The 25,680-nt window shown below is 33.4% G+C and carries 27 protein-coding genes and 1 tRNA gene; 7 read left to right on the top strand and 21 right to left on the bottom strand.

The features are described 5' to 3' along the window. Positions 1-380: 380 nt before the first annotated feature. From DMB71_RS09935 to DMB71_RS09925, 3 genes are all read left to right on the top strand, one after another. Complete coding sequence (locus DMB71_RS09935; RefSeq protein ID WP_204251780.1) at positions 381-788, top strand: hypothetical protein; 408 nt, start codon at positions 381-383, stop codon at positions 786-788. Positions 789-964: 176 nt separating this feature from the next. After that, positions 965-1,996, top strand: a complete 1,032-nt coding sequence (locus DMB71_RS09930) for an oxidoreductase (protein WP_111365759.1) — start codon at positions 965-967, stop codon at positions 1,994-1,996. 128 nt (positions 1,997-2,124) lie between these two features. Continuing rightward, positions 2,125-2,499 (top strand): transposase, encoded by a 375-nt coding sequence (locus DMB71_RS09925; RefSeq protein ID WP_111365757.1) that lies wholly within the window; start codon positions 2,125-2,127, stop codon positions 2,497-2,499. Between the two features lie 160 nt (positions 2,500-2,659). Here DMB71_RS09925 and DMB71_RS09920 read toward each other — a convergent pair whose 3' ends face one another. Genes DMB71_RS09920 through DMB71_RS09910 form a run of 3 tightly spaced genes read right to left on the bottom strand, consistent with a single transcriptional unit; the run spans position 2,660 to position 5,509 of the window. Beyond that, a complete protein-coding gene (locus DMB71_RS09920; protein WP_111365756.1) occupies positions 2,660-3,631 on the bottom strand; it encodes a lipid A deacylase LpxR family protein in 972 nt (323 codons plus the stop codon). Continuing rightward, positions 3,606-4,397, bottom strand: coding sequence for a monofunctional biosynthetic peptidoglycan transglycosylase (mtgA, locus tag DMB71_RS09915; protein ID WP_111365754.1), 792 nt, complete (start codon positions 4,395-4,397; stop codon positions 3,606-3,608). The genes DMB71_RS09920 and mtgA overlap by 26 nt, the downstream gene beginning before the upstream one ends. Then, positions 4,397-5,509 (bottom strand): NAD(P)/FAD-dependent oxidoreductase, encoded by a 1,113-nt coding sequence (locus DMB71_RS09910; RefSeq protein ID WP_111365752.1) that lies wholly within the window; start codon positions 5,507-5,509, stop codon positions 4,397-4,399. The genes mtgA and DMB71_RS09910 overlap by 1 nt, the downstream gene beginning before the upstream one ends. A gap of 205 nt (positions 5,510-5,714) precedes the next feature. Between DMB71_RS09910 and DMB71_RS09905 the strand changes: the two genes are divergently transcribed. Both DMB71_RS09905 and DMB71_RS09900 read left to right on the top strand, forming a co-directional pair. Then, positions 5,715-7,616, top strand: coding sequence for a S9 family peptidase (locus DMB71_RS09905; RefSeq protein ID WP_111365750.1), 1,902 nt, complete (start codon positions 5,715-5,717; stop codon positions 7,614-7,616). Positions 7,617-7,789: 173 nt separating this feature from the next. Further along, the gene (locus DMB71_RS09900) at positions 7,790-10,222 is read left to right on the top strand and encodes a hybrid sensor histidine kinase/response regulator (protein WP_111365748.1); all 2,433 of its coding nucleotides are present in this window, start codon (positions 7,790-7,792) and stop codon (positions 10,220-10,222) included. A gap of 27 nt (positions 10,223-10,249) precedes the next feature. Here DMB71_RS09900 and DMB71_RS09895 read toward each other — a convergent pair whose 3' ends face one another. From DMB71_RS09895 to pdxA, 12 genes are all read right to left on the bottom strand, one after another. Further along, on the bottom strand, positions 10,250-11,611 hold the full coding sequence (locus DMB71_RS09895; RefSeq protein ID WP_111365746.1) for a sigma-54-dependent transcriptional regulator: 1,362 nt from the start codon (positions 11,609-11,611) through the stop codon (positions 10,250-10,252). 137 nt (positions 11,612-11,748) lie between these two features. After that, positions 11,749-12,045, bottom strand: a complete 297-nt coding sequence (locus tag DMB71_RS09890; protein ID WP_111365744.1) for a hypothetical protein — start codon at positions 12,043-12,045, stop codon at positions 11,749-11,751. Between the two features lie 15 nt (positions 12,046-12,060). Further along, on the bottom strand, positions 12,061-12,354 hold the full coding sequence (locus DMB71_RS09885; protein WP_111365742.1) for a PepSY-like domain-containing protein: 294 nt from the start codon (positions 12,352-12,354) through the stop codon (positions 12,061-12,063). A gap of 17 nt (positions 12,355-12,371) precedes the next feature. Continuing rightward, positions 12,372-12,662, bottom strand: coding sequence for a hypothetical protein (locus DMB71_RS09880; protein ID WP_111365740.1), 291 nt, complete (start codon positions 12,660-12,662; stop codon positions 12,372-12,374). A 26-nt stretch (positions 12,663-12,688) separates the two neighbouring features. Next, positions 12,689-12,985 (bottom strand): hypothetical protein, encoded by a 297-nt coding sequence (locus tag DMB71_RS09875; RefSeq protein WP_111365738.1) that lies wholly within the window; start codon positions 12,983-12,985, stop codon positions 12,689-12,691. A gap of 76 nt (positions 12,986-13,061) precedes the next feature. Continuing rightward, positions 13,062-13,358 (bottom strand): hypothetical protein, encoded by a 297-nt coding sequence (locus DMB71_RS09870; protein WP_111365736.1) that lies wholly within the window; start codon positions 13,356-13,358, stop codon positions 13,062-13,064. A gap of 312 nt (positions 13,359-13,670) precedes the next feature. Next, positions 13,671-15,017: an acetyl-CoA carboxylase biotin carboxylase subunit gene (gene accC, locus DMB71_RS09865; protein ID WP_111365734.1), complete on the bottom strand. Its 1,347-nt coding sequence runs from the start codon at positions 15,015-15,017 to the stop codon at positions 13,671-13,673. Between the two features lie 107 nt (positions 15,018-15,124). Next, entirely contained in the window at positions 15,125-15,610 is a 486-nt protein-coding gene (gene accB / locus DMB71_RS09860; RefSeq protein ID WP_095928350.1) for an acetyl-CoA carboxylase biotin carboxyl carrier protein, read from the bottom strand. 23 nt (positions 15,611-15,633) lie between these two features. Then, positions 15,634-16,632: a beta-ketoacyl-ACP synthase III gene (locus tag DMB71_RS09855; protein WP_111365732.1), complete on the bottom strand. Its 999-nt coding sequence runs from the start codon at positions 16,630-16,632 to the stop codon at positions 15,634-15,636. Between the two features lie 175 nt (positions 16,633-16,807). Then, positions 16,808-17,002 carry a 50S ribosomal protein L32 gene (gene rpmF, locus DMB71_RS09850; RefSeq protein ID WP_008465217.1) on the bottom strand — a complete coding sequence of 65 codons (195 nt, stop codon included), beginning with the start codon at positions 17,000-17,002 and terminating at the stop codon, positions 16,808-16,810. Positions 17,003-17,011: 9 nt separating this feature from the next. Continuing rightward, entirely contained in the window at positions 17,012-17,554 is a 543-nt protein-coding gene (locus tag DMB71_RS09845) for a YceD family protein (protein ID WP_111365730.1), read from the bottom strand. Between the two features lie 105 nt (positions 17,555-17,659). Next, complete coding sequence (gene pdxA, locus DMB71_RS09840) at positions 17,660-18,709, bottom strand: 4-hydroxythreonine-4-phosphate dehydrogenase PdxA (protein ID WP_111365728.1); 1,050 nt, start codon at positions 18,707-18,709, stop codon at positions 17,660-17,662. Positions 18,710-18,766: 57 nt separating this feature from the next. On the opposite strand from pdxA, the gene DMB71_RS09835 reads away from it, so the two are divergent. After that, positions 18,767-19,357 (top strand): riboflavin synthase, encoded by a 591-nt coding sequence (locus DMB71_RS09835; protein WP_111365726.1) that lies wholly within the window; start codon positions 18,767-18,769, stop codon positions 19,355-19,357. A 33-nt stretch (positions 19,358-19,390) separates the two neighbouring features. On the opposite strand, the gene DMB71_RS09830 is transcribed toward DMB71_RS09835, so the two are convergent. After that, positions 19,391-19,642 carry a hypothetical protein gene (locus DMB71_RS09830; RefSeq protein WP_111365724.1) on the bottom strand — a complete coding sequence of 84 codons (252 nt, stop codon included), beginning with the start codon at positions 19,640-19,642 and terminating at the stop codon, positions 19,391-19,393. A gap of 418 nt (positions 19,643-20,060) precedes the next feature. Here DMB71_RS09830 and dcm point away from each other — a divergent pair, with 418 nt between their 5' ends. Beyond that, positions 20,061-21,056 carry a DNA (cytosine-5-)-methyltransferase gene (gene dcm, locus DMB71_RS09825; protein ID WP_111365722.1) on the top strand — a complete coding sequence of 332 codons (996 nt, stop codon included), beginning with the start codon at positions 20,061-20,063 and terminating at the stop codon, positions 21,054-21,056. Here the strand turns inward: dcm and DMB71_RS09820 are convergent. The 5 genes from DMB71_RS09820 to DMB71_RS09800 form a co-directional block, all read right to left on the bottom strand. Beyond that, entirely contained in the window at positions 21,045-21,464 is a 420-nt protein-coding gene (locus DMB71_RS09820; protein WP_111365720.1) for a very short patch repair endonuclease, read from the bottom strand. The genes dcm and DMB71_RS09820 overlap by 12 nt on opposite strands. Positions 21,465-21,623: 159 nt before the next feature. Next, positions 21,624-21,697: transfer RNA gene (locus tag DMB71_RS09815), tRNA-Ile, on the bottom strand. A gap of 145 nt (positions 21,698-21,842) precedes the next feature. Next, entirely contained in the window at positions 21,843-22,247 is a 405-nt protein-coding gene (gene mce / locus DMB71_RS09810; protein ID WP_111365718.1) for a methylmalonyl-CoA epimerase, read from the bottom strand. A 10-nt stretch (positions 22,248-22,257) separates the two neighbouring features. Beyond that, positions 22,258-24,618, bottom strand: coding sequence for a hypothetical protein (locus DMB71_RS09805; RefSeq protein ID WP_111365716.1), 2,361 nt, complete (start codon positions 24,616-24,618; stop codon positions 22,258-22,260). Beyond that, positions 24,578-25,486, bottom strand: coding sequence for a hypothetical protein (locus tag DMB71_RS09800; RefSeq protein ID WP_111365931.1), 909 nt, complete (start codon positions 25,484-25,486; stop codon positions 24,578-24,580). Before DMB71_RS09800 ends, DMB71_RS09805 begins: the two co-directional genes overlap by 41 nt. Between the last annotated feature and the right edge of the window lie 194 nt (positions 25,487-25,680).

Below are 25,680 nucleotides of genomic sequence, written 5' to 3'. Positions count from 1 at the left end.
AAAGTTACACTTCAATTAGTATTGTTAATCTTAATCTGGTTTTTTTGGAATTACACCATTTTTGTAGATCGAGAATCTTCTTGGAGTACTTATCTTTTTAAAGAAGAAATAATGTATACTCTTAAATTTTCTTTTCTCCCTATTTTAACTTTATCTATTCTTACAATATTTACTTTAAACTACACCTTAAAAAAATTATGAGCCAAAGTAAAAGAATAATATTGCGAGTCTATTTCATTATCTGTGCATTTTTTGTGATGGACTGTCTTTTGTATTACTTTCAAGAAATCAGTCTACGTGGTTATTACAGCGACGTTGTTTTATCATGGCTTTGGCTGATAAGCAATTTTGTAATAATTATTGTTTTTTGGAAAAAACTCATGGCAAAACTTCTTTTGGCAGCCATAATCGTAATGTTTGCAATGAGCATTATGGCTATGATGCTTCCATTTTATGTTTTACTGCTTTCAAGCACATCTTTAGGCTTATATCAAAATAAAAATCTCAACGAAAATTACAGAGCGCAAATTGTGGGCTATGGCGTGATGGTTCAACCGTGGCTGGAAGTAATTGAAAAGAAAGGTTTGTTTGAAAAAAGAATTATTAAATGCACCGATTCGGAGCTTCTCAATGATAATCTGGATATCAAAATCAGGACGGCAAAAAATATTATTTTTAAAAGTGAAACAGATAGCACGCTGACTTTGACTCTCTTTTATGGCGGACCAAACAAAACCATTACTTTCTATAAAAAGACGGGAAATATTATCTCAATAAAAAAATTATAACAAATACTCAATCTTAAATTTTTATTCACGCCAAATGGTATAAAACAAAAAAACATTTATAAGAATAAAGACAAAAACAGCTTTTAAAACATATCAATCATTAAACTTTTGATTTTCCAATTCAAACAAATTAAAGTACTTTCGTACATAGAGAAATCCAAAACCAAATTTAAATAATGACAACAAAATCGTTTCTTTTATCAACCACTTTTATAATTCTATTATTTGCCTGCAACAAAAAAGAAAATATCTCAACAACTACACTTCCTGAAGTAACAGAACACGCAGAAACTAAAACCGATACTCTTCAAACTGAAGAAGCTTCAAAAAAAGAAAGCATTTATCTATTTAATGTTATTCCAAAAGATAGCAGCGATGTTGCTTTTGTTTCTCTTTCGGATATTTATCCTGTTAACGACGAAAAAGATACGCTCGTTTTGCCCAACATAGAAAAAATGGGAAAAGATGATGCGCAATATTTTACATTCGACAAAAACTACAGAAAAAGATTTTTGTCTAAAACCAATATTTCAGAAACCGATTCATTGTTTGTTTACGATTATGCCAAAAATAAACTGGTTTCTTTAGCAGTAAAAAACCTGAAAACAGCTGCAATGTTAAACGGGTATTCTTCTACGGAAGATTGGCCATATCATAATTATGATTTTATGATTGGTTTCGAAATCAACAAAAAACATTTAAACGGTTTCAGTGAATATTACAGAGATGCTTTGGTTTATGTAGGCAAAGAAAATCCGTTTTCACAAGAACATTTGAAGCCCATTTCATGGAAAAAAATCGCAAAAAAGGATTATCCGTCAAAACCATTGAAAAATGACTACCGTACTTTGCTAAAGAACACATTAACAGGAAATACATATTTTTTCAAAACAGAGAGTTATGAGTATTTTTTACAAGACTACCTAGATAGCAATAAAATAATTTATGGCAGACGCCTTTTGGTTGTCGATTCTAAAAGCAAAAATGTGGTAATCGAAAAACTTTTCAGCCAAAGCGAAGGCACATCTCCTTCACCATTAAATTATGAAAACGGAGAAGATTCTGTTGACCAATGGACAGGGAAACTTTTCAAAAATAAACCTGAAGTTGTTTTTGGCTTTGAATATTTTTCTTTTGGTTGTCCGAGTATTTCTATAATTGATAAATCGAATGAAGAAATTAATATTCAATGCGACAATCGTCATTAAGACCAATCTTCGAAATTTAAAATTTACGAAGAAAAAAATAAGCCTTTCAATTTATTATAACGAAAAAGCCATTTCTAGAAACAGAAGTGGCTTTTTTTCTGATTTCACATTATACCTTATAGTGTCATATAAAAGAAAAATTATGGGCTTATCTTGGCGGGGTTTGCAAAGGTTTAGAGTGTAATCCCATTCAAGTAGGAGGATATAATGACCATGTTCATATTTTATGCTTATTGTCTAAAAAAATCACGCAAATGAAATTGGTTGAAGAAGTAAAAAAACAATCCTCAAAATGGATAAAAACTGTGGATTCACGTTATGCAAATTTTTATTGGCAGGATGGTTATGGCATTTTTTCTGTTAATCCCTCTCAATTGGATATCGTTATAAAGTACATTAAAAACCAAGAAGAACATAATAGAAAAAAGACATTTAAAAAAGAACTTTTAGCCTTTTTGAACAAATATAATGTTGATTATGACGAACGTTATCTTTGGGATTAGGCTTTCGCCCTTTCAGGGCTGGATTAACTGAAATCATTCATATTCATATTCATATCCATAACATAGCGCGTTGCGCTATGCTAATGGTTGTGCTCTTTCAGAGCATACCTCTGTAGAACTTTAGGCTGAAAGCCTAGAAGCATCACGATAGTGCAACGCACTATTTAAGCAAAAACCCCATCCTTATCGATCCATAAAAATATCCCGAATTAGTATCAATTCCTGGATCATTCAATTCTCTTCCGCGGTAGAGAAAAGAATAAGATATGTTGAAGTTATTGTGTCGGTATTTTAAACCAGCTTCGGCATTGAAACGAAGTGGTTCCAAATTGAAAGTTACTGGACTTGTATCATTGAACATACTTCCCTCAATTGTGGCATCATAAAACTGATAATTGATACTTGGTGCAGCGTAGAAATAAAATTCTCTAATGTTCGGCTGTACCTGCACATTTACAGAAGCATTATGCATATTAGAATCATAAATTGGAAGGAGTTTTTTAAATCCAAATCGTGCCATAAATCCCGTTGAAACTCCAGAAAAAATAGTTCCAAGATTTCCTTCTGACTGCCAATGAAGATCTACAAAATCATTGTGCTTTGAGGGAAACATTTTTTTAGAGTAAATAGCATGAGCCTGAACACCGAAAGCATTATGCAACTGATTTTCCCAACCGTAAACTTTTTTGTAGCCTATAATTTTATGAAAACCAACCTGAGTTTCTTCTCCCAAAGCATTTGGCCCCATAAAACCCAATTGAAAATCGATTTTTAAAACCGATTCGCTTTGATAAAAAAAGCTTTTTCCTGCTTCTGCAAAAAGATAAGCTGTAAAAGGACGGTCATTTACTGTAACGGCTTCTTTGTTTAAAAATCGCGGATTGTAAATATATTGCCCGATACGAAATTCGGTAATTTTTTTATTGATTTTTGGATTATCGTTTTTTGATAAAAATCGGTAAAAAAGCTCCAAACCATTGGTGTAATACATATCGTATTTAGACGATGTGTACAAATCATTATCCGATATAAAACCAATTTCTGTTGTTTTTCCTTGTCCAAAAGTTAACGTTACAGTCAAAATCAGAAAAGCAAAAAGCAGTTTTTTACTTTTTCTTTTCTTCTTTTCCATTGTAATTGATTTTGCCGACGTAACGCATCTCGCGCACAATTCGTTCTTTTCTTCTATTTATATAACTTGATGAACCTGTCGCTTTAAATTTTCTAGGATTTGGAAGAATAGCTGCAATTCCCGCAGCCTGCATTGGCGTTAAACTCGAAGCATCTCTGCGATACCAATGTTCGGTTGCAGCATAAGCGCCGTAAACTCCGTCGCCCATTTCAATACTGTTCAGATACACCTCCATAATACGTTCTTTGCCCCAAATCAATTCTATTAAAATAGTAAAATACGCTTCAAGACCTTTACGGAAATAACTTTTTCCTTGCCATAAAAAAACATTTTTTGCCGTTTGTTGCGAGATCGTACTTCCACCACGAATTCTTCGTCCGCGTTCGTTACTTTTATACGCTTTTTGCAATGCTTTAAAATCAAAACCATTGTGGGTAAGAAAAGTTCCATCTTCACTCGCGATTACGGCTTTTTGCAAATTCATTGAGATTTTATCAATCGGTTCCCAATCGTGATCAAAATAAACTTCTTTTCCAGCCATTTTATTTTCGATGGCGCGAATGAGCATTAAGGGCGTAAACGGCACAGGAACATATTTAAAAAATACAACCGACCCGATTGAAATTCCAAAAAACCATAAAGCGGCTTTGATAAAAAACCATTTTACTTTTTCTCCAAAAGAACGATTCGATTTTTTTGAAGACGAAGTCTTCGGTTTTGGTTTGTTTGTTGTTGATTTTGGTGCCGGTTTTTTGGTTGCTGCCATTATATTAAATCTGCTAATTCTGTTCCTATTAAACTGCCTATCGCAACTCCCATTCCGCCTAAACGCACTCCGCAGAATACATTTTCAGAAAGCTGGTTTACGACAGGATTCTTACTATTTCCGATTCCCATGATACCGCTCCATCGGTGCGCAATCTGAAAATCCTGATTTGGTAAAATTACATTTTTCAGTAAATCTTCCAATCTATTTTGAATAATTTTCGTCTGTCCAAATTCAGTAGTTGTTTCACCTTCAAAATCAAGATTTCTTCCTCCGCCTAATAAAATACGATCATTAATATTTCTGAAATAATAATAACCTCTATCTAAATGAAACGTTCCTTTGATATCTAAATTATGAATCGGCTCTGTAATAAGCACTTGTGCTCTTGCTGGTTTTACCGCTCCGTTTGTCAAAGATCCTGCAAAACCATTGGTTGCAAAAAGCAGTTTTTGTGTTTTAAAACTAAAATCATTTAAAACTACTTCGACATAATTTCCTGCATCTAAATATGAAGTTACCGTTTGCTGATTTAAGATTAAAATATCTGCCGAAATTGCCTGCTTCAGCAATTCCTGCATCATATTTCCTGTATCAATCTGCGCTTCAAACGGATTGAAAATTAAATACTCCTGAATATTCTGAAATCCGAAACGATCTACTTCTTTCGAAAAAACTTCTGCTTTGAAAAGTGGTTTTAAAACTTCATTAATAAACGGAATTTTAGAAATGCATTCATTAAATCCGAATTCGTCTTCTTTCAAAAACAATTCATACCCGCCGTGAGGCTTAAAATCAATTGCTTGATCTCCCAATCTTTTTCGAAGTAATTGCAAACCTTTCCAACGTTTTTCGATAAGCGCTACAACATCATCCTCAGAATGCGTTTTTAGATCATCCATAATTTCAGAAAGACTTCCGAAACAAGCAAAACCAGCATTTTTGGTACTTGCTCCTTGTGGCAGCATGCCGCGTTCGAGAACCAAAATTTTAGCAGTGGGAAATCTTTCGCGTAAGCGTAAAGCTGTATGCAAACCAACAATTCCACTTCCGACAATTGTGTAATCGACATTCGTAAACCAATTTTTAAGTTCCCAGTAACTTAGTTCCATCTTCAGAGTTTTTTATAAAAATAATGATTTTTTAATAGCCACAAATTCACGGATTATTTTTTGATAATCTTTGAGAATAAAAATTCGTGAATTCGTGGCGGAAAAACTTAACCCAGAATTTTAACATTTTTTGGGATTTGGAATTTAACAACTTGGATTTTAAATGTTGTATTTTTAGCACCACAAAAAATAGAATAATTTGATTATGAAAAAACTAGTATTAACAACCTTAATAATGATGAGTTTGAACGCTATCGGACAGAATGTTATGTCTCCAGAATTGTTATGGAAATTAGGAAGAGTGACACCTCTTGGCATTTCTAAAGATGCAAAAAATGTCGTTTTTAAAGTTTCAACTCCTTCTGTAGAAGAAAATAAATCGACTTCTAAAATTTACACAATTCCTGTAACTGGAGGAAATGCAACCGAAATTAAAGACACTAAAGAAATTTTGGCTGATAAAAACATTTCGCCTGATGGAAAATTTATCGTTTACAATGAAGAAGTAAAAATTGATAAAGTTTTGGGTAAAGATTTCTACCCAAGTCTAACAAAATCTGACGCTCAAATTTATGATGGTTTAGATTACCGTCACTGGGATACTTGGAACGAAGGAAAATTTAATCATGTTTTTTATAAAGAAAACAAAGACGGAGCGCAAGGAACCGACATCATGAAAGGTGAAACTTTCGATTCTCCGCAAAAGCCTTTTGGTGGTGACGAAGATTATATCTGGTCGCCAGACAGCAAAAGCATTTTCTACGTTTGCAAGAAAAAAGCAGGAACTGCTTATGCTATTTCTACAAACACAGATATTTATGAGTATAATTTAGAAACTCAAAAAACAACAAATAAAACCGAAGGAAATTTAGGTTATGATACTACTCCACAATTTTCTCCAACAGGAAATTTATCTTGGCTGCAAATGAAACGCGACGGTTATGAGTCTGATAAAAACGATATTATTGTTGAGTTTAAAGGAATCAAAACAAACTTAACAGCAAACTGGGACGGAACTGTAGATAATTTTATCTGGAGTAAAGACGGAAGAACTGTATTTTTTGTGGCTCCGATTGACGGAACAAAACAACTTTTCTCAGTTAATTTTCCAGGTTTAACTAAAATCGCAATCAACGTTCGTCAATTGACAAATGGAGATTTTGATGTGAATGATTTAATTGGTTTCTCAGGTGATGATATTATCGTTACCAGAACAGACATGAATCATGCTGGTGAAATCTATTCTTTCAATTTGAAGAAAAATACTTGGAAACAATTATCAAACATTAACACAGATACATATAAAACTTTAGCATTAAGCAAAACCGAAAAACGTTACGTTACTTCAACTGATGGTAAAAAAATGTTGGTTTGGGTAATCTTACCTCCAAATTTTGATGCTTCTAAAAAATACCCAACTTTGTTGTTCTGTCAAGGAGGACCACAAAGTGCATTGACACAATCGTATTCTTTCCGTTGGAATTTTTCTTTAATGGCAGCAAAAGGTTATGTAGTTGTTGCGCCAAACCGTCGCGGTATGCCAGGACACGGTGTTGAATGGAACGAACAAATCAGTAAAGATTGGGGTGGACAAGTTATGGACGATTACCTATCTGCAATTGATGATGTGGCAAAAGAGAGTTATGTTGACAAAAGCCGTTTAGGTTGCGTTGGTGCTAGTTACGGAGGATATTCTGTATTTTATTTAGCTGGCATTCACAAAAACCGTTTCAAAACTTTTATAGCTCACGATGGAGTTTTCAATACCGTTTCTATGTTAGGAACTACTGAAGAAGTTTTCTTTAATAACTGGGATTTTGGCGGACCTTACTGGGAAAAAGATAATGCTGTAGCTCAAAAAGCTTATACTACTTTTAATCCTGCAACTTTGGTTCAGAACTGGAATAAACCAATTTTGATTTTCCAAGGCGGAAAAGATTTCCGTGTGCCAATCGGACAAGGACAAGAGGCTTTTCAAGCAGCTCAATTAAGAGGAATCAAAAGTAGATTTGTGTATTTCCCAGACGAAAATCACTGGGTTTTAAAACCACAAAATGCTCAGGTTTGGCAGGGTGAATTCTTCAAATGGTTAGATGAAACTTTGTAACACCTAAAAACAATATTTTACAGCCGTAGATTTATATAATCTATGGCTGTTTTTGTTTTCAGACCTTACAATTATATAACATATTGGATAGATTTACTCTTCCAAAAACAGATTTTTTTAGATAAATTGCAATGTTTTAATAATCCCGAATTCCCAAATCTTTTAAGCAAAATATGGAGACAAAAAGAAGCTACACCGCAATCAAAGTTTTATTCAGCTATGTTGCATTACTGGCTTTGGTTGTTACAGTTGGATGGTTTCTTTATTCTGAAAATGTTGTTTATAACAAACTGGAAGATAAAATTGCTTTAGAAAAAACCAAAATTCTTAGAGTTAGTAAATTATATTCAAATGTTTATAAAACTGAAAGTTTAGCAAGGCAAACCATTCAAAATAACTCCGAAAAAGATTTTAAAAATTATCTTATCGAAACCGATTCTCTTCGCAAACGTATCGATACTTTAAAACAAATTGTTACTACAGAATACCAAAAAAAACTTTTGGATAGTGTTACCTATTTCTTGGCCGAAAAGACAGAAAACATCAAACAATTAAGAGAAATCAAAAATAAAGCTGATGATGAAACTTCTGTAAATAATGCGATTGATGAAATCACCAAAATGGAGTTTAACCTTAGAAAATTGGAACTTCAGGATTTTACAAAAAACCCGAATCAATTAGGAAGTTACCAGCGAAGTGTTCTACAACGTTATGTCGATTATTTAAATTCGAATATTCCAGATGACAGCACCAATACGCTGAGCAAAAAAGCTTCAGATTCAATTTTAGCCAATTCCAAAAAACTTTTAAGTTCTGTAAAACTAAAAGCCGAAAAGAAGAAAGAATCTTTGAATTTTGAAGAAAATAAACTGCTTCAAAATGAAATCGCGATTTCGGATCAGCTTAGAAAAATACTTCGAATTATCGAACGAGAAATCATCATCAATTCGATAAAAAACAATTCATTAAAAGAAAAATCATTAAAAAGAGTCAACGAAATTGTAACGGCTTCTGCTGTTATCGGTTTGTTGCTGACTGTTTTCTTTTCAATTCTAATTGTCAGCGATTATTCAAAATCTCAATTATATAAGAAACAGCTGGAAATTGCGAATTTTAAAACTAAAAATCTGCTGAAAAGCCGCGAACAATTAATTTCGACAGTAAGCCACGATTTAAAAACCCCTTTGAGCACTATTGTGGGCTATTCCGAACTTTTGGGCAATTCAGATGTCAATACCAAGCAATCGTATTTCGTCAAAAACATAAAAAATTCGTCTGAATATATCACGCAGCTCGTTCAGGATTTGTTGGATTTTTCTCAGATCGAAGCAGGGAAAATCTCTATAGAAAAAGTTCCATTCTCATTACCTGAGATTATTGAAGATGTTGCCCGAAATATTCAAACAGTTTACAAACAAAAAGATATTGATCTTATTATCAATGTAGACGACCAATTTCAGCAACGAATTGTTGGAGATCCTTTTCGCTTAAAGCAAATCCTGACTAACATTATTGGAAACGCTTATAAGTTTACCGAAGAAGGTCATATTCGAATTGCCGCTTACGCGAATGAGGACCAGTCTTTTACTATTTCAATTCAAGATACTGGAATCGGAATAGAAAAAGCCAATCAGAAATTGGTTTTTGAAGAATTTGCACAAGCAAACGAAGGCATTGAAAAGAAATATGGCGGAACCGGTTTAGGATTATCCATCTGCCAAAAGATTATTTCTATTCTGGGAGGAAGTTTAAGTTTAGAAAGCATTTTTGGAAAAGGAAGTACATTTATTATTCAATTACCGTTACTATTTGATAGCAGTCAAGGAAATATTGAAATCAAAAGTAAGCCATCAAAAAGCACCAAAAAACAAACTTTTATTGTTGTTGATGACGATATAAATCTTTTGAATTTGACGAGTGGTGTTTTAAAACAAGAAAAGCATCAGGTATTTTCGTTTACCAATCCAGCGAAAGCTTTGGAAACACTCAAGAGTACACCTTTCGATTTTGTAATTACTGATATTCAAATGCCAGAAATTGACGGATTCCAATTTTTAGAAAAACTTCGCGAACTTCCAGAAAGTATCTTTAAAAATCAGCCTGTAATTGCACTTACCGGAAGAACAGACCTTGATCTTTCAGTTTATAAAAATGCTGGTTTTACAACAGTTGTAAAGAAACCTTATTCGCCAAAAATTTTACTAGAAACTATTCAGCATATTTTAGATCATGAAGAAGTTCTTGTAACCGAATCTACAGAAAGTGTAAACAAAAATAGTTCTCAACTGTATTCTTTAGAAACTTTGAAAGACTTTTTAGGGCAAGATGAATCTGCCTTGAAAGAAGTATTAAAATCTTTTATAGAAACTACTTTAGAAAATATTCAGTTTTTAAAAACTGCGGTTCAAGAGCAAAATCATGAAGAAATAAAATCTATTGCACATCGTATCGCTCCAATGTTCAAACAAATTCAGTCAAACGAAATTGGCAAACTTTTAAAGGATCTGGAAAAAGAAGATTTAGACACAATTGATCTAAAAACAACATTCTCAGATTTAGACGGAAAAATAAAAAATCTTTTTAAGGAATTGAAGCAAGAAATTTAAAATATTGCTTTCAAGAAAAGTACTTTTTTACTCAATATTATATTGTTTCAATTTATTGTAAAGAGTCTTTCTGGTAATTTTCAGCAGTTTTGCCGCTTCCGATTTATTGTTCTGAGTTCTAGACAAGGCACTAATAATCGTTTCTTTTTCATTTTCAGATAATGAAAGAACTTCATTTGCTGAAGATTCCTGTTTTTGAATGTGGAAAAATTCTGCCGGAAGCACATCGCTTTCTATAAATTCGCCACGAGTTAAAAGAGTAGCACGTTTTACGCAATTTTGCAATTCGCGTAAATTTCCTGGCCAGCTGTAATTCTGAAAAATTGACACTACTTCTGGAGAAAATCCGATAACATCTTTATCTAATTGCTGATTCGCTTTTTCAAGGAAATAATCCGCAAAAACCATTAAATCTTCACCGCGATCTTTTAAAGATGGTGACTGAATAGAAAATTCGTTGATTCTATGGTATAAATCTTCTCTAAAATCGCCGTTTTTTACTGCCTCGCGCAAATCTTCGTTAGTAGCCGTAATAATGCGTATATCGACGTTTATTTCTTTATTACTTCCAACAGGTTTTATTTTTCTTTCCTGAAGCGCTCTCAACAACTGAATTTGATTTTCATATGAAAGATTTCCTATTTCGTCCAAAAATAAAGTTCCGCCATTAGCAGCTTCAAAATATCCTTTTTTATCGCTGATTGCTCCAGTAAAAGATCCTTTTAAATGGCCGAAAAATTCGCTCGCCGCCAATTCTTTCGGAATCGCTCCGCAATCTACTGCAATAAAATTATTATCTTTTCTTCTACTCTGCTGATGAATGCTCTTTGCTATAATTTCTTTTCCTGTTCCGCTTTCGCCAATAATCAGGACAGACATATCCGTTGGGCTTACCAATTGAATATGATCTAAAAGTTTTTTTGAAGCTACAGAAATTCCCTTAACAAATTCATTTTCTGTCGCAACTGGCTTTTTCGCTGTTTTCCTCTTTTTTTCTGGAATTTCAGACTGTTCTTCTGCTCCTACTTTTGGAGCTTGCAGTGCATTGGTAATAACCAAAAGAACCTCATCTGGATTAAACGGTTTAGAAATATAATCTGCCGCTCCATTTTTGATGGCTTTAACTGCGGTGTTTACATCAGAATAGCCTGTCATTAAAATAACTGGAATATGAGAATACGAATTTTTAAATTCAGACATCAATCCAATACCGTCAGAATCTGGCAAGCGAAGGTCTGTCAAAATCAAATCGAATGATTCGCTCTTAACTGCTTCACGTGCTTCTGCGGCAGAGAACGCTATCGTTACATCGTACGCTTTTTTGATTAGAAATTTTTCTAATAATTTACAAAACGCAATATCATCTTCTATTACTAATATCTTCGGCATCTGCTTTTAGGGACTTTTTGCTAAAATAATATTATTAAACTTGTTATTTCATAAAATTATGTAAAATATGTAAAAAAAAAGAGATTGCACGACGCAATCTCTTTTTCACCAAAAACATAAATCTAAATTCACCTAATTTATATCTTCAACCAGTTCCCATTGACATCTGAGTAAACAGTAGCCTTCTGGTCTCCAACTGATATTTCGAGTTTATACTCTTTTTTTTCGTTTACAAATGCTTTGTCCAGTTTCGCTCCCGGATAAGCGGTCTGCAAGGCTGTTTTTACAGCTGCAGGCACAGCATCTACTGTAACTTCTGTATATTCTGTCTGAATTGTTACAGTTGCTTTAGCATTTTGGGAAACAGGCAATACATTTGCATGTATAGACATTGTTCCTAAAACCACTATTGCCGATAAGATTAATTTTTTCATGATGCTGATTTTTGATTATTTCTTGATGATATTACCAGAAGCATCCGTAAAAATGGTGTACTTTTTGTCTCCACTTGAAATTTCAAGTTTGTACTCGTTTTTATCGTTTTTATAAGCTTTTTCTAGCTTAGTATTTGGAAACGATTTTTCAACTGTAGATTTCACCGCTGCCGGTATTTGGTCTGCGGCTACTTCAGTAAATGCATCTTGAAAAATTACTGATTGAGTAATTGAGATTGCTGGAAGAACTGCAGCATTTACTGAAAGACTTCCTAAAACAATCGCTGCTGATAAAACTAACTTTTTCATAATATTTGTGGTTTAAATTATTTTTTAAGAATATTACCAGAAGCATCTGTATAAACGATCGATTTTTCTCCTCGAACGGTTATCTCAATTTTATACTCCTTTTTTTCATTTACCCATGCTTTTTCAAGCACTACACCAGGATAAGCTTCATCTAAGCCTTTCTTTACAGCTGCCGGAACTCCGTCTACTTCTTTATATCCATCCTGATCATTAACTGTCTGTACCATCGGGTTTGTTACAGCAGTGGTTTCTGCATGCATCGACAAACTGCCTAAGACAATTGCTGCCGATAAGATTAACTTTTTCATAGTTATAGTTTAAGGGTTAGACTTAATTATTTTTTAATCCAAGTTCCGTCTGCATTAGCAAAAAGATTTCCTGTTTTATCTCCAACAGTTACTTCAAGCTTGTATTCAGATTTTGTGTTTTTAAATGCTTTAGAAAGCACAGCATCTGGATAAGCTTTTTTAAGAGCATCTGTTACTGCTGTTGGAAGTTCTTCCAATTTAATTTCTGTATAATCATCTTGGATAGAGATTGTTTTTACGATTGTATTTGAAATTGGCGAAGTTGAAGCAAATGATGTTAAACCTCCCAAAACGATTGCGGCTGATAAAAATAAATTTTTCATGATAGTTGTTTTTTAATATAGTTAATTTGATCTTAGTATTCTTGATCCGGATTTTCACAAGACCTTAGTTTTAAGATTATTGTTTAATCCAAGTTCCGTCTGCATTTGCGAAAAGATTTCCAACTTTGTCGCCAACAGTTACATCAAGTTTGTACTGTGCTTTTTCGTTTTTGTATGCTTTAGTAATTACCGCTTCTGGATATGCCTTTTTCAAAGCGTCAGTAATAGCAACTGGTAATTCTTCTAATTTGATTTCAGTGTATTCGTCTTCAATAGAAATCGTTTTTACGATTGTATTTGTTACTTGTGTAGTTGAAGCGAATGAAGTTAAACTTCCTAAAACAATTGCGGCTGATAAAAATAATTTTTTCATAACGTATATATTTAAATTAATAGTTGTTTACGCTTTAAGTAATGAAATTATTATGCCGTAAAAGAAAAGAGCTGTGTCAAAGATCATAAAAACCTGTTTTTAAAGGTTTTATATCAAATATAATAAAAAAAGAGACAACTTAGAAGGTGTGTAAAAGAGAAAAGAAGTGTGTAATAAGTAAACACTTTTAGTGTTACCTTGAATGGAAATTCCAAATTATGGAAATTCCAAGTTTAAAGTTTCATGTTCCAAGTTTGGAATTTGGGATTTGAAGGTTATAAAAAAGGCCGTCAATATTTGACGGCCTTTGAATTATTCTGGACTATTCATTTTAAATGTATCCATAAATGCAGTTGTATAATCTCCTGCAATATATTTCGGATCATCCATTAATTGTCTGTGGAAAGGGATTGTAGTTTTCACACCTTCGATTACGAACTCATCTAAAGCTCTACGCATTTTGCTGATAGCTTCTTCACGAGATTGCGCCGTAGTAATTAACTTAGCAATCATAGAATCGTAGTTTGGCGGAATGCTATATCCTGAGTAAACGTGAGTATCTAAACGAACTCCGTGTCCTCCTGGCATATGAAGCGTAGTAATTTTTCCTGGTGAAGGACGAAAATCGTTATAAGGATCTTCAGCATTAATACGAACTTCAATAGCGTGTAATTGTGGAAGGTAGTTTTTACCAGAAATTGGAATACCGGCAGCAACCATAATTTGCTCACGGATCAAATCATAATCAATAACTTGTTCTGTGATTGGGTGCTCTACCTGAATACGAGTATTCATTTCCATGAAGTAGAAATTTCTGTGTTTATCAACCAAGAATTCTACAGTTCCAGCTCCTTCATATTTAATGAATTCAGCAGCTTTTACAGCAGCTTCTCCCATTCTTGTACGAAGTTCGTCTGTCATGAAAGGCGAAGGTGTTTCTTCAGTAAGTTTTTGGTGTCGCCTTTGAACAGAACAATCTCTTTCAGAAAGGTGACATGCTTTTCCGTAAGAATCTCCAACAACTTGAATTTCGATATGACGTGGCTCTTCAATAAGTTTTTCCATGTACATTCCGTCATTACCAAAAGCTGCAGCAGCTTCTTGACGCGCGCTTTCCCAAGCTTTTAAAAGATCATCCTCTTTCCAGATGGCACGCATACCTTTTCCACCACCACCAGCAGTAGCTTTCATCATTACTGGATAGCCAATTTCTTTAGCTACTTCTTTTGCATGTTCGTATGATTCTAATAAACCGTCTGAACCTGGCACACAAGGAACTCCTGCAGCTTTCATTGTCTCTTTTGCAGTAGCTTTATCTCCCATTCGGTCGATCATTTCTGGAGCTGCACCGATAAATTTAATTCCGTGCTCTTGACAGATTTTTGAGAATTTAGCATTCTCAGAAAGAAATCCATAACCTGGATGAATTGCGTCTGCATTTGTAATTTCTGCAGCAGCAATAATATTTGACATTTTCAAATACGATAAGTTACTCGGAGGAGGACCTATACAAACCGCTTCGTCTGCAAATTTAACATGCAAACTTTCTGCATCGGCTGTAGAGTAAACTGCAACAGTTTTGATTCCCATTTCCTTACATGTACGAATTACACGAAGTGCAATTTCTCCTCTATTCGCAATTAATATTTTTTTAAACATCTTATTTTAATTAGATAATTAGACAATTTGATAATTAGATAATTTTAGATGTCTGTAATAACTCTGCCAGATCAATCTAAAATCTAAAATCTAAAATCTAAATTTATTTATGATGGATCTACTAAGAATAAAGGTTGATCAAATTCTACTGGAGACATATCGTCGACAAGAATTTTTACAATTTTACCAGAAACTTCAGATTCGATTTCGTTGAATAATTTCATTGCTTCAATTACGCAAAGAACATCACCTTTAGATACAGTGCTTCCAACTTCTGTGAAAACAGGTTTGTCTGGAGATGGTTTTCTATAGAATGTTCCAATAATTGGAGATTTTATAGTAATATATTTAGAATCGTTAGCAGCTGGTGCTTCTGGAGTTACACTTACAACTGTTGGAGCTGTAACTTGTGGAACTGCAGCTTGAGGTAAAGCTGCCTGAGCAGGTAATTGCTGTACGTAAGTTGCTTCTGTTACATTTGTTTCTAAAGTTGTTCTGATCGTGATTTTTACATCATCCATTTCTAACTTCACTTCTGCAACGCCCGAATTTGCAACAAATTTGATTAGGTTTTGAATTTCTTTTAAATCCATAATGATTCGTTTTTAGTTTTAATTTATTTTTTATCGTAAGCCCATTTTAAATAGATAGATCCCCAAGTGAACCCACCACCAAAAGCGGCAAAGATAATGTTATCTCCCTTTTTAAGTTTATCTTCAAAGTCAGCCAATACTAATGGCAAAGTTCCAGAAGTAGTATTACCATATCTTTCAATGTTTACTAACACTTTAGACTCATCTAATTCTAGTCTTCCTGCAGTAGCATCAATAATACGTTTGTTAGCTTGGTGTGGTACTAACCAATCAACATCTTGATTTGTCAAATTATTTCTTTGTAAAATCAATTCGCTGGCATCAGCCATATTAGTTACAGCATATTTGAAAACAGTTTTACCGTCTTGCATAATATTGTGCTGTCTATTTTTTATAGTGTCTTCTGAAGGTGGAATCAAAGAACCTCCAGCAGGAATTTTAAGGAAGTCGCGACCTACACCGTCACTTCTTAAATATTCATCTTGCAAACCTAAACCTTCGTAGTTTGGTTCAAAAAGAACTGCTCCAGCTCCATCACCAAAAATAATACAAGTTGCTCTGTCTGTATAATCTACAATTGATGACATTTTATCGGCACCAATTAAAAGCACTTTTTTGTAACGTCCTGACTGAACGTAAGCTGCAGCCGTTGACATTCCGTATAAGAAACTTGAACATGCAGCCTGCAAATCGTATGAAAATGCATTTGTTGCTCCAATTTCTGTAGCAACATAGACTCCTGTAGAAGCCACCATCATATCTGGTGTTGCAGTTGCCATTATAATCATATCAATCTCAAGCGGATCAATATTTGCTTTTGCAATCAAATCCTTTGCTGCTTGTATAGCAAGGTACGATGTACCTTTATCAGCGTCTTTAAGAATTCTTCTTTCTTTAATTCCTGTTCGAGCGGTAATCCACTCATCATTGGTATCAACCATTGTTTCTAGTACTTGGTTCGAAAGAACGAAGTCAGGAACATAAGCTCCAACAGCGGTAATTGCGGCTGTGATTGTATTCATTATATTCTATTATTTTCCTTTCAAATTAATAATAATTTGAAAAATTTTTAAAAGACCCGAAAATTACAAAAAAAAACGTAACGAATTTGTCTATATTTTCCTAAAAAACGAAAATTATAACCAACAAAAAAAACTCTCACTATGTGAGAGTTCTAGTATAATTTACAAAAACGTATTAAGCAACCGCTTCAGATTTATCGATAACAACTTGCCCTCTGTAGTACATTTTACCTTCATGCCAGTAAGCTCTGTGGTATAAATGCGCCTCACCTGTAATAGGACATGTAGCGATTTGAGCTACAGTAGCTTTGTAATGTGTTCTTCTCTTATCTCTTCTTGTTTTCGAGGTTTTTCTCTTAGGATGTGCCATTTTACTATATTATTTATCCGTTAATAGTTTCTTTAATTTTTCCCAACGCGGGTCAATATCTTCTTCTTTGTTACTCTCTTCCTTTTGTTCTTTTACTCTTAATTCATTCAGTTTCGTTAAAGCTTCTGTTTGCAGACTTCCATCTTTAACACCTGGATGAATTCTTTTCTGAGGTACAGAAAGCGCGATCATTTCATAAATATATTGTGCAATATCTATTTCATGTTCACCATGTGGTAAAATCAACAACTCTTCATTATCATCATTAAATTCTTCTCCAAAGCGAACAATCAGTTTCATTTTCCCTTTTATAGGTAAATCAAAATCCTCGCCTGTCAGATCACACGGAACATTTACGGTTCCTTTGTGTTTGAATTCTAACTCTAACATATTACTTTTCTTATCGAAAAGTAAATTGACTTTAATATCTGAACTTTGAAACTCATCGTACTCAAAGTCCTTAAAGAACGTGTTATTTATTTGATACTCAAAATGGTGTTTTCCTAGTTTTAATCCTACGAAAGGAATTAAAAATTCTTTTGTTTTGCTCATTTCAACATCAATTTGATCAATTCGATTCTAAAACTAGATATCTGAATTGGGGTGCAAAGATATAAAATTATTACAAATCTAATAATCTTATTCACCTTTTTTTGTTTATAACTGTTTTTCTTTTATTTTAAGAGGTTTTTGGCTAATCTCCTCATACTGATTACGCGAGCGAAAAATATCAATCGCAAGATAGACTGCTTCTTTAAACGAATTGTAATCTGCCATGTCTTTTCCTGCTATATCATATGCTGTACCGTGATCTGGAGAGGTTCTAACCTTATCCAAACCTGCCGTATAATTCACTCCTTTTCCAAAAGAAAGCGTTTTAAACGGAATCAATCCTTGATCGTGATACATTGCCACAATAGCATCATATTTCTCATAATGACCACTTCCGAAGAAACCATCTGCTGGAAATGGACCGAAAGCCATCGTACCAGAATCAAATATTTTTTTCAGAACTGGTTTTAAAATCAAATCATCTTCTTTACCAATTACACCACCGTCACCAGCATGCGGATTCAATCCTAAAACTGCAATTTTTGGTTTCACTATACTAAAATCCTGAACTAAAGATTTTCTAATAGTTTCTATTTTTTTAGTAATCAACTCCTCTGTCAAATGAGAAGTAACTTCATTTAATGGGACGTGATCTGTAATTAAACCTACTCTCAAATTATCTTGAACCATCATCATCAAAGCATCGCCTTCTAGTTCCTGATTCAAATAATCGGTGTGCCCCGGAAATTTAAAATCCTCAGATTGTATATTATATTTATTTATAGGAGCTGTAACCAAAACATCTACCTCACCATCTTTCAAAGCTTTTGTTGCCGCTGCAAAAGATTTTATAGCATATTCTCCTATTTTAGGATCATTTACTCCAAAGTTTATATCAACTCCTTCTCTCCAAAGGTTTAGAACATTTACTTTACCTGGAATAATTTGATCTAATTTATCTACTCCATGAAATTGAACTGTCGATGTGAAGTTTTTTCTAACAAAGGAAAGAATTTTAGCATTTGCAAAAATAACCGGCGTACACAATTCTAACATACGAGAATCTTCGAATGTTTTCAGTATAACTTCGCTTCCAATACCGTTTAAATCTCCTACCGAAATTCCAACAATTATATTTTCTGCTTTTTTATTCATGAGCTCAGTTTATTTATTACTAATTTTGATGTGCAAATTTAGTAAAATAAAACCACAATGTTCACAGGAATTATAGAAACACTCGGCAAGGTTCACGAAATCAGAAAAGACCAAAACAATCTTCATATAACAGTTGACTCATCCATAACTCACGAATTAAAAATAGATCAAAGCGTTTCTCATAACGGAATATGCCTTACAGTTGTCGCCATTAACGACTCTCTTTACACTGTAACTGCCATCGACGAAACTATTTTAAAAACCAATATCGGCGATTGGAAAACAGGCGATGTTGTAAATCTAGAAAGAGGAATGAAGCTTGGAGACCGCTTAGACGGACATATTGTACAAGGACACGTAGACCAAACTGGAACTTGTATTAAAATTGAAGAAGCAAACGGAAGCTGGAATTACACTTTTGAGTATGACAAAAACCTAAACAATATCACAATCGAAAAAGGCTCAATTACAGTAAACGGAGTTAGTCTTACTGTTGTAAATTCTAAAGAAAATGAATTTAGCGTCTCAATTATTCCGTACACTTACGAACACACTAATTTCAAAGATTTTAAAGTCGGAACAAAAATCAATCTTGAATTTGATGTAGTTGGAAAATATATTTCCAGACTTTATTCTATAAACAAATAAAGACTAAATATTTCTCCACAAAAAAAGCTTCAATTAAATTGAAGCTTTTTTTATTTTATTTTTATATGTAGCGACAGCTCCTAACGCCAAACCAGCCATAAGCAGAAAACTAATATTTTTATTTATTGGAAATTCTTCTGGACATGTTGGACAAGCAGCTTGCGCTTTAGCTGTCGTATTTTTGCTGGCATTACCAGGCTCAGGAAGCGTTTCATTTGCTACAGCTAATGAAACATTTAACAACAATAAGGCAGTTACTAAAAATGGGGCTTTTAGATTTTTCATAAATTCAAGCTATTGCAAAATGCAAGTCTAGATAATTATTGATAAACATTCTTCAATAGAAATTTCGCACAAATGCATTTCTATCTCAAAAATCTAGGACAAAAGTATAAGTTTTTTGCTCAAAAGCAACTTTTAAATTGAAAAAGGCACAACAAATTTTAACATTCTTATTTCTAAATTCAGCTAATCCTTTTCAGAAAACGCTCTAAGACACAATCTCCCTTTTCTATCCCAGTTTACAAGAATCAAAAGCTTATAAGAATTTCCTGATTTCAACAAACCCTCTTTTTCCCAAAAAACCTAATATACTCAATTACATCACAGAAGAACTCTATATTCATTTTTATTCCCAAAGAGAGAATATATTCAAATTAATATATTTGTACCATTCAAATTCATATCAACCAGAATTAAACACATGAAAAACAAATACACAGTCGGAAGTTTATATGCAGGCGTGGGCGGTATTTGTTTAGGTTTTGAAAATGCTGGATTCAAATTAGAATGGGCAAATGAATTTGACAAAAAAGCCTGTGTTACTTATAGAAATAATTTTGAGCACAAACTTATCGAAGGCGATGTAATGCAGCTCGATGTAAAAAAACTCAACAAAGTAGACATTCTTACCGCTGGTTTTCCATGCCAGCCTTTTTCTCTTGCCGGCCACAGAAAAGGTTTTAATGACAGCCGAGGAAATCATTTTTTCAAAATATTAGATTTTATTGACGAAATGAGACCGAAAGTAGTATTTCTGGAAAATGTCAAAAATCTTAAAGGACACGACAAAGGAAATACCATGAAAGTAATTCAGCGCGAAATCAAAAAACGCAATTATACTTTTGACAGTGCTATACTTAACACCAAAGATTTTGGAAACATTCCGCACAATAGGGAACGAATTTTCATGGTTGCGTTTGACAAGGATTTCGTAAAAAAAGGTTTTAAATTTAATTTTCCTGAGAAAGAAGAATTAACCAAAAAAGTCACCGATTTAATCACAAAAGAAAAAGTCGACAAAAAATTCTATTACACAGAAGACAAATACATGTACAACACGCTGAAAGAAGCGGTTGTGAGAGAAGACAGAATTTATCAGTTCAGGAGACATTACGTACGAGAAAACAAAAAGGAAGTCTGCCCTACTCTAACAGCAAATATGGGAACCGGCGGTCATAACGTTCCAATTATCACAACAGAATTTGGCTTTAGAAAACTAACTCCAAGAGAATGTTTTCGTTTTCAAGGTTTTCCAGACAGTTATAAATTGCCAAAAATCTCTAATTCCAGTCTTTACAAACAAGCTGGGAATTCCGTAAGTATGCCAGTCATTGAAAGATTGGCCTCAGAAATATTCAAGTGCATTGAGAAAACAGAAACTAGATTATTAAAAGCTGAAAAAAAATTAAATACTTAAAAGCATAATTGTTCCTTCAATTCTAGCAAGGCAAACCTCTAGATTCTTCTCGATCTCTTTACTCCAGAATCTCAAAATCGTCCAATTTTCAGAAACTAGAAAAGCATTGACCTCTTCGTCACGCTGGATATTCCTTTCAATTTTCGGAATCCAATATTCGCGATTCGTTTTAATTCTTTGTTGCTCGGTTTCCCAATCTTTTCCATGAAAAAATTCGCTATCAACAAAAATGGCAAGTTTATATTTGGCAAAAGTAAGATCAGGCCTTCCAAATACTTTCTTATTGTTTTTTCGGTATCTGTGACCCAATTTCCATAAAGCCTTTGCAAGCCTTACTTCGCCTTTTGTAGCAGTACTTTTTATCGCCTGCATAGTTTTTCTCCTCTGTTCAGGAGTCAATCTATCCATCTGAAGATTAAATTTGTTTTGGATGGATAAAGTTAATGCATTTTACAGAAACAGGAATTTAATTATTATGTGCCAAAAATTTCAATTTTCACATTTTAAAAAGCACTGAAAACAAAAAAGCCTCTACATTTCTGTAAAGGCTTCTGTTCTAAATAGAAGTGGTCCCACCTGGGCTCGAACCAGGGACCACCTGATTATGAGTCAGGTGCTCTAACCAGCTGAGCTATAGGACCGGTTTAGAGGATGCAATATTACTACTATTTTTCATTCACTCCAAATATTTTAAGACATCATTTTAATTTAATTTTAAAACTTTCGTTGAATTTCAAAAACGAAATTGATTTTCAACATCTTATTTAAAAATTAAAATGACATTTTTTATTTAATTTCTTGGCAAAGCTCTACCAAAACGCCATTTGTGTTCTTCGGATGAAGAAAAACAACCAATTTATTGTCGGCACCTTTCTTCGGAACTTCATTAATCAAGACAAAACCTTCATTTTTTAAACGCGCTATTTCAGCTTCGATATCATCAACATCAAAAGCGATGTGATGAATTCCTTCTCCTTTTTTCTCCAGGAACTTTGCAATCGGGCTTTCAGGATTTGTTGCAACCAAAAGCTCAATTTTATTGTTTCCCGTCTGAAAGAAAGAAGTCAATACCCCTTCGCTCTCCACAGCCTCCATTTTATAAGACGGAACACCGAGCATTTTTTCGAACAAAACATTGGCCTCATCCATGTTTTTTACCGCAATCCCGATATGTTCTATTTTGTTTACCATTGTTTCAAATTTATTGATTCGTGTATGTTCTAAAATAACCACATTCTGCAATTACATCCTGATAATATTTGGTGTCAGAATAGTCTTTTCTTAACGCCTTGAATGAGTTCCAAGCAATAAAATTAACTTTATCATCTTGAATTTCCCAATAGCTGTTTACGGCGTTGTATTTTTTATTATAATAATCATTTCTTTCGCATTTTGAAATCAGATACAAACATTTTGCTTTTTGTTCTTTGTTTGTAGCTGCTTCAAAAGCTTTTTGATAATACATTTTCGAAACAGAATTGTTTGTAATCATTTCTTTCATCGAATCTCTAAATGAATATGGACTTGATCCGTAACCTACAATACTCATTTCATAAAAAGTTCTTCCGTTCCCAAAATGAGAAATATTATAAAACGCATTTCCTAACAAAAGGCTATTTGTATAAACATCTTCTTTTTGAGCCAATTTATCCTGCATTTCTTTTATTGTCGTCAAGAAATCCATATAAGTATATTTTCTTTTCTGATAAGCAGCGTGCTCACAATCATGACAGTCTTTTATATTTCCGTTAAACGGATTTCCTAAGAATTTAACATGCTGAACAGAATCCGTTTGCTTCATAAATTCAATCGCTTCTGGAATTTTGTTTTTGAATGTAGCCTGAACAGCTTGAAAGTTATTAATGTCTTTCAACTTCAAACTATAAATTCCTGCGCCAATTTTTTCGATTTCCGTTTTATTTGGTTTCTCCAAAAAGCTTTTTATTGCCAGCAAATTCTTTTCATTGTCATAATATGCATTCCCATCGTTCCAATAACTGTAGCGTGATTCTCCATAAATCTCGGCCATAACCTGATCTCCTTTTTCTTTATACAAATGCGACAAATAACTTCTGCTCCATGAAGAAGCATTTTGGTAACGAAATTCGTTTCCTTTATAATTTTTAGGAAGTTCAGTGTACAGCCAATTCAAATCAGCTAGAATGGTTTTCTCATTTTTATCTGTCAGTTTATCGATCTTGCTTAAGTTATTTACAAAACGCAATAAGCGAAGCTGCATTCCTGCCAATTCTGTTTTCGGGAGTGTTTTTTCAGCTTTCGTATAATTCTTATCTGCATTAGCATAATCGCCTTTTAGCGTTTGAAGATATCCAAGTGCAATATCCCATAAATAGGGTTTATCGGTATTTCCTGCAGCCGAAATTTTTGCTATCAAATCAACAGCGCTATTGTCTACTTTTGCCTTGTTTTCAGTCTTATTTTCGGCAACAGTCTGCGGTTTTGGTTTCTGATTTTCTCCTTGTCCATCAATCTGAAACGAATTGTTTATTTTTTGCTCTAGCGAATTAACCAATCTTGTTCCTAAATAATTTAGATGTTCGCTTTTTGGGTCTAATTCGTAAATTTTTTCAATTGCTTGCTTTTCATCTTTGTAATATCCATGAATTGCCCAAAGAGCTGCTTTTTCTTTATTAGTTTTGGCCATTGCCAAAGCTTTCGTCCAATCTGACTCATTTTTCGGCTTGAAACTATAAGCTGTAACAACTCTTAATTCTGGGCATTTATCAAAAACCTGAGCATATAAATAGTTCGAAGTTGCATATTTTTTCTGCTTATAATTAATTCCAGCTACATATGCGAGAGCACGATAGTACAAAGTATTTTTGGCAACAGAACTTTCGGTTTTATTAAAAAAGTCAATTGCTTTTTGTTTATCGTTGCTATAAAAACGTGCTTTCATGGTCAGAAACCAATATCTGTTTTTCAAAAACGGATCCGAAAGAGTATTGTACACATTTTCTATAGATTGGATCATCTTGGCATCTTTGAAAGTTTTTGCCACAACAGGATCATAACTCCAGTAATCGTCTCCAATAGAAACCGTTTCTATTTTTTGGGCCAAATACAAAAATTCGACAAAGTTTTTTACTTTCTCATCTTTCAAATTCAGCTTTTTGCCCCATTTTTGAGAACTTTTATTTTCCTTTTTCGTTTTATAATAAACATGCAAACCTTCTATTTCTTCTTTGTTTTTGATGGCACTTTTTTCATCAGAATAATATCTTGGCTTTTCATCTCCAATTAAAAAATAATTGACAGTTGTTGTATCCGCTTTTCCTTTAAGATAATCTGCCCAATCTGATTTTATGTTTTTATTAAAACGAGAATTATGTTGGGTATCAAAACCAATTCCGTAAAAAATTCCGCCCGATAAAAACAAAGGCGAGTATGATTTGTCGGCAAAAGTTTCTGGAGTAAAGTTTGAATTATAAGCACCAAAATAATCCCAATCTCCATCTGCGCAGGCGTAAATTATTCCGCAGGCAAAAAGTAATGCGGCACTAAAACCAAGAAACAACTTGCTTAAAAATATTTTTTTCATAATTATTTAAATTGAATTCGTCTAAATCGTAAAATATAATTTCGTTTGGCTTTTCGACAAGATTATCTTGCAAATCTTCTGCCATTTCTTTTAAATCTTCTGTTTTAATTTCTTCTATTTTTAGTAGATCATTTTCTTCATAAAAAACACCATTTTTATAATTAGAATGTTTTACCCTAAAAAAAATCGGACTTGTTTTTTCAAAATTGGAATCTTTCTCTAATGCTTTGCCATTTATTTTAGAGCGAAGTCCAATCACTTTATGATCTCTAATATGAACTCCCCAAGAATAAATTGGGAATGCAAAATCAAGATGCAGCGGATATCTCTTTAAACTCTTAAGATAGCGCTCTGCTACTTTCTGATCGTAAATAGAATTTAGAGAATCTGGAGCAATCGATCCCATATTGTAGTACATCAAGACACCAGAATCTACATTGGGGATTTTTGTTTTTTTGAAGTATTTGACCTGATGCAATCGAATGGTAGCTGAAAGTTTCTTTTTCGAAAGTTTTTTAAAAACCTCTATGAACTTCAAATAATTGTCTTTGCTTTTTAATGTCCAATCACAGTCAATTTGAATTTCTTGGCAAGGAATGCTATTTTTTGAATTGATTTGTTCTATAAAATCAAACGTTTTTTGAGCCAGATCATTTACATCAAGATTAGGCTGGAGCATGACTTTGTTCTGAATAAAAACAACTGGAACAATAACATATTCTTTTGGGCTTTCTTCAAAACGAACGGGACTAATTGGAATAGGGGAATTTGATTCCGATTGAAGTCCAATGTCAAAATATCTTACGTACAGTTTTTGAACATCATTTTCATTCAATGCTTCTTTTTCTATTTTAGAAAACTTAAACACTGTCTTCCAGTAATAAAAGGAGATTGCAGGTTTTTCATTTTTAGTGCATGATAACATTAAAAAGAGAAACAAAACTGGAAAAAGTCGCTTGAACAAAACTTAGGAAAATTACATTTTAGTTCAAAAGTAAGAAATTATATCATTTTAAAATATTGAAAACAGTAAAATTTTAAAAGATTCGCAAAAGTTGCAAA

Source organism: Flavobacterium tistrianum, assembly GCF_003254545.1.
Lineage (GTDB): Bacteria > Bacteroidota > Bacteroidia > Flavobacteriales > Flavobacteriaceae > Flavobacterium > Flavobacterium tistrianum.
This window is presented reverse-complemented; position numbering and strand designations above follow the sequence as displayed.